Genomic DNA, 257 nt, shown 5'->3' with positions numbered 1-257 from the left:
GGGCCGTCGAGCGCCTTCAGGTCAGGCGTCAGCTGAATGAGGTAGCCGGAGACGAAGCGCGCGGCAAGGCCGAGATGGCGCAGGATCTGGACGAGCAGCCAGCTGGTGTCGCGGCAGGAGCCTTTGGCGTTTTCCAGCGTCTCTTCCGGCGTCTGCACACCGGCTTCCATGCGGATGACATAGCCGATCTGCCGCTGCAGGCGGGCGTTCAAACCGACGACCATATCGATCGTCGGTTGGCCCGGCGACCAATCGAG

Annotated in this window: 1 protein-coding gene; it reads right to left on the bottom strand. The window is 65.0% G+C overall.

Going from position 1 to position 257, the window contains the following annotated elements; genetic code table 11:
• Nucleotides 1-257, bottom strand: a 257-nt coding sequence (locus EOD29_RS33065; RefSeq protein ID WP_164764013.1) for a transglutaminase family protein, incomplete at both ends; no start/stop codon positions are given.

Source organism: Mesorhizobium sp. M1A.T.Ca.IN.004.03.1.1 (genome assembly GCF_003997555.1).
Lineage (GTDB): Bacteria > Pseudomonadota > Alphaproteobacteria > Rhizobiales > Rhizobiaceae > Mesorhizobium.
Note: the sequence above shows the minus strand (reverse complement) of the source record. Positions and strands in the feature narration are given on the sequence as shown.